Annotated in this window: 3 protein-coding genes; all 3 read right to left on the bottom strand. The window is 36.0% G+C overall.

Annotation, left to right across the window (positions count from 1 at the left end; all coding sequences use genetic code 11):
- Positions 1-88: 88 nt before the first annotated feature.
- Positions 89-634 (bottom strand): peptidoglycan-binding protein LysM, encoded by a 546-nt coding sequence (locus tag IC610_RS19830; RefSeq protein WP_191738603.1) that lies wholly within the window; start codon positions 632-634, stop codon positions 89-91.
- A gap of 191 nt (positions 635-825) precedes the next feature.
- Complete coding sequence (locus tag IC610_RS19835; protein WP_191738605.1) at positions 826-1,368, bottom strand: peptidoglycan-binding protein LysM; 543 nt, start codon at positions 1,366-1,368, stop codon at positions 826-828.
- Between the two features lie 421 nt (positions 1,369-1,789).
- The coding region (locus tag IC610_RS19840) for a response regulator (RefSeq protein ID WP_191738607.1) at positions 1,790-4,987 on the bottom strand (3,198 nt) is incomplete at its 5' end.

A 4,987-nucleotide genomic window follows, 5' to 3' on the forward strand; every position in this document is an offset into this window, starting at 1 on the left:
ACTACAAGGCTATTTATTTGGTTTTAAAAAGAAATCCCTTACACGTCGATATTAAGGGAGCTTTCTTATCTATTATTTATCGGAATAATTACAATGCAGTTGCAGTATAAGTTACAGTCTGCGTGTAAGTTCCGGCTGGTTTACCTAAAATATCGGCAGAAGATGATTTCGATGCAGGAATCAGATAATCCAAATTCAACGTTAATGAACTTCCCAACGGGGCATTTGTAACTAGATTCTGATCAACTGTAGATAAAACTACAGCGGTTTTTGTTCCTCCCATTGTTCCCGCAGATGCAGCAGCTTTAATCGTCAAAACATTTACAGGGATCGAGTTGCTACCACTTATAAAATTAGAACCTCCGGCTTTTACTTTAACGTTAAAGTTTTTCGTTGAAGTCACTTTCAGAGAGTTTGCTTTAGTAACCGTTTGATCCGAGTTGTAGTCTGCTGCAGTAGTATAGACAAAGTCAACATTATTGCCGATTGCAGTACTTCCGTTATCGATAGAAATTACATCGCTCAGGGTAATGTTTACCGTTGTTGTTGCGGTGGTGTTCTGTGCCTGAACACTGTTGGTTCCTAATATAATTGCACCGAAAGTCAAAGCTGAGATTACGATTTGTTTTGTCATGAGAGTTTTATTTAATTTTTATTCTTGATTTCCTGTTCTCTTTTGAACAATGCAAATCTACAGCGGCGACAAAGGTTTCTTTGTAGTTGAAAATGGAAGTTGATGTAGTAAAATAACTACAAGGTTTTATTTCAAACCAAAAGCCCCCAACATCTAAATGTTGAGGGCTATAAAAATTATTATTTATTCAGTTAAAGTGCTGTTGCAGTATACGTTACTGTCTGTGTATAGGTTCCTTTAGGTTTTCCCAGCAAAATCTTTGATGCCTTTTCTGCAGTGATAGAATATCCAATATTCAAAGTTTGATTTGCTCCCAAACTTGCGTTACTCACCAAGACCTGATCGTTTGTAGATAAAGTTACCTCATTCATAGTTCCGGTTAAGCTACCTCCCGATACTGCTTTTACCTGTAATATATCAACGGGGATAAGATTTGATCCACTTACAAAATTTACGCCATCAGATTTTATTTTGACATCGAAATTTTTGGATGAATTGATCACCAGACTGTTTGGTACGGTGACATTTTTTGAAGAATTATAATCTGATGTATTAACATAATTGAAATCTATCGCTCCACCTGAACCACTACTCCCCAAATCCATAGAAATGACATCTCCTAAAACAATATTGACTGAGGTACTGACATTATCAGAATTTTGTGCAGAAACGTGGTTGCTTCCCAAAGATATTAATCCCAAAGAAAACGCAGCAATAGCGATTTGTTTTTTCATAACAAAAATATTTAATGTGACTGGAATAACTGGTGTGTTGAAATTTAATTTTACAATTAAACTTCATTAAATTCAAATGTAATACCATTTTCTGATATAACCAAAGCCTTTATTCTTATTTTAATTAAATAACTGACATTATGAAAGTAGCAGCTATTTTTCGCTACTTCAGATAGCTCTGAAAATTATTTTCAATACATTAAACAATCGCAAAATACAGGTCAAATTCCCGTCAATCTATAATTTTGTTATACAGAACGCACAGGTTGCGGCAAAATAAACAGTTCATTTCTATGATGTATTAATAATAACGTTACTATTGCGGACAAAATTATTTAGTGTAGTTCTTTCAATAGTTTATGCTTATTGGAGGATCCATTCATCATAGTTGGTGATCAGACAAACAATTAGACTGATTTTATTATATTAAACTTTTTATTATGTCCAATGCTATAGTGATTCCACTACTGATTTCTCTCTTCATTTCTCTGAAATCTATATCTTCATCACTACTGTTCTCCCATCGTATTGCAGATTCCGAAAGTCTGAAAAGACCAACAGTTCCGGCAGTTCCCTTAAGTTTGTGAAGAATCATTTTTGACGCAGCTGCATCTTTTTCAGCTGCTGCGACACCTATATCATCCTTTGTTTGTATGAGTTCTTTTATGACAAGGTCTAAAAATATCTTCTTGAAATCTTCATCATCACCAATCTGTTCCTTTAGCATTTCCATACTGATAAATTCCTCAGGAACGATCTCAGCTTTAATATCTTTATCTTTTGCAATGCCAATATATTTTTTGAGCATTTCCAACAGATCTGCCTGACGTAGAGGTTTTGGCAGAAAATCATTCATTCCGGACTCCAGACATTTCTCTTTTTCACCCAATACATTTCCTGCCGTCACACCTATAATTGGCACATTTTCGTATCCCGGTAAGTGGCGGATCTTCTGTGTAGCTTCAATCCCATTCATTACCGGCATCTGCACGTCCATAAGAATGATTGAAAAATCTTTTTGCATACATTCTTCCAATGCCTCCAGACCGTTTACCGCTTCTGTAAGCTGTACATCTTGCGTCAGTGATTTCATCAATCTGTTATTAAGCACCATATTCACCGGATTATCGTCTACCAAAAGAACTTCCAGATTTTTCATAAAGGAAAAATCATCCTTTTCAAGATTTGTAGGTGCAGCAACTTCCGATACATTTATTTGTGAAACACGTTTAAGAATTTTGTAAAGATCTTCAGATTTAATAGGCTTTAAGAGAAAATAAGAATCATCTTCCTTACGGAAAGAACTAATGACATCATGCTCTTCAGAAGAAGTATGAAGAATTACAAGTGGTGAAGTCTCGCTTTTTTCATTAAATAATTCTCTGATCTTATTAATTGTTTCCAGACCGGAAATTACCGGCATATGGTAATCCATCAGTATCGCATCGAAACGGTCGCCTCCAAGCAAAATCTGTAGCGCTTCCATTCCGTTGGCAGCCAGCGTGGATTCTATATTTTTATAGGTAAGCATATGTTGAAGAATGATTCTGTTTGCTTCATTATCATCAACCACAAGTACTTTTTTTATAGTGAGATCGTCATCCTCATTTGATTTTGATATTTCATAAGGGATTTCAATGTCGAAGAAAAACACGGAACCTTGCTCAGGTATGCTGGTCAAAGACAAATGACTTCCCATATATCCCAAAATATTGTTTGATATCGTAAGACCAAGACCTGTACCTCCATAACGCTTACTTATAGAGCTGTTTTCCTGAGTAAAGGCATCAAAAATATATTTCTGCTTTTCCACAGGTATACCTATACCTGTATCCCTCACAGAAAATCGCAGAACAATATTTGTGGTATCAATATTGAGCTTTTCAACTTTAAGCTCGATTTCTCCTTTTTCAGTAAATTTTACCGCATTACCAAGAAGGTTGATTAAGATTTGTTTTAATCTTGATTCATCAAGCAACAAAGTTTTTGGAAGTCCGGGTTCTATATTTAAGAGAAGTTCAATATTTTTTTTCTGAGACTGATAAAGAATAACATTAATAACCTGACTCACCATGTCATAGACATTACTTTTCTCTATTAAAAGTTCCATTTTGCCGGATTCTATCTTAGAAAAATCAAGAATGTCATTTATAATATTCAGAAGGTTTTCTCCTGATTCATTTATATAATTAAGATACTGTGTCTGCATCTCATTAAGAGGAGTTCTCAAAAGAAGATCTGAAAAACCTATAACTCCATTTAGCGGAGTACGGATCTCATGGCTCATATTCGCAAGGAACTCTGATTTTGCTTTACTTGCAATATCAGCCATTTTTTTTGCATTTTTAAGTTCTTCGTTAGTCTTTACAGCTGTGGTAATGTTCTGTACTGAAACAATAACCCCTCCGATTTCATTATCAGAAAGATACCATGGTCCAACTTTAAGATCCAAATGCTGAATCTCATCCTTCCCATCAACATGAATTGCAAAATCTTCATTGATGTATGTTTTACCCTGCAAAGCAGCATGATAAATTTCTTTTCGTTTCACAGGAATGTTAGGTGAAACCCCAAAGAGATTCTTTCCGATGAGATTATGCTCATTCATTTTGAACTCATCTTTCCACTTGCTGCTTACAGAAATGTAATTGAGATCTTTATCGAACATGGCAACAGCAACGGGAACATACGTTACAAAAGATTGCATCATGGCCTCCTTTTTTGCAATATCAAGGAACATTTTCTTGAAAACATCAATGTCCTGAATGATACCGAAAACCCTTGTACAAACATCACCTTCAAATTCCGGAATCGCTTTCACCCTTACCCAGATTTTAACTCCGTCATTACGAACAAGCTGGAATTCATCATCGTAAGGAATTCCCTCCTTTACTGCTCTGTTGAACAGATATTCAACTTTTTCTCTGCTGTCTCCCGTATAAAATCCCATGGCATTTTCCAGATCAGGTTGATAGTCGTCACTTATTCTATGAATTTCTTTGGTACTTTGTGACCAAAACAGGGTGTTTTTCTTCAGATTCACTTCCCAGCCACCGACCTGAGCTACGGAACTTGTCTGTTCAAGCATTTTTTTGGTATGAATTAAATCTCTTTCGAGAGCCATTCTTTCGGTAACATTTAGTGCCGTACTGATTACATAAGGCTTTACATCCTCGTCTGTTTCCACAAGGTTGTGATACATCCATACTTGCTCAAGTCCGGTTTTAGACCTCAGAATCATAGTTCCAAAGTCTTCTTTCTGTTTATTAATACGTTCCAGGTAATCACGCAGTGAAGGCCAGTTCTTTTCCGGAACAAGATCACGAAGGTTTAAATCTTTCACTTCGTTAATGGAATACTGCAGAGTTTCCCTGCCTTTTTCATTTACTGCAAGAATGTTTCCGTCCATATCATGCATACTCATCAGACCGATGGCGTTTTCGAAGAAACTCCTGAAACGTCGCTCAGAGCTTGCCAAACGACCTTTTTCTTCAGTCTGCATAGTGATGTTGGTTCCGAAACAGAAAATTTCAGAAATTTCCTGATTAGGTTTCAATACCCATTCCACGACAACAGAACTGCCGTCTTCAATAACTTTAGACGTAGTAAAAGAAACTTC

It is taken from the genome of Chryseobacterium caseinilyticum, from assembly GCF_014837145.1.
In the GTDB taxonomy this organism is placed as follows: Bacteria; Bacteroidota; Bacteroidia; order Flavobacteriales; family Weeksellaceae; genus Chryseobacterium; species Chryseobacterium caseinilyticum.

Excerpts from the sequence above, each read along its gene's own strand:
- IC610_RS19830 (WP_191738603.1), bottom strand. The coding sequence starts at position 634 with ATGACAAAACAAATCGTAATCTCAGCTTTGACTTTCGGTGCAATTATA.
- IC610_RS19835 (WP_191738605.1), bottom strand. The coding sequence starts at position 1,368 with ATGAAAAAACAAATCGCTATTGCTGCGTTTTCTTTGGGATTAATATCT.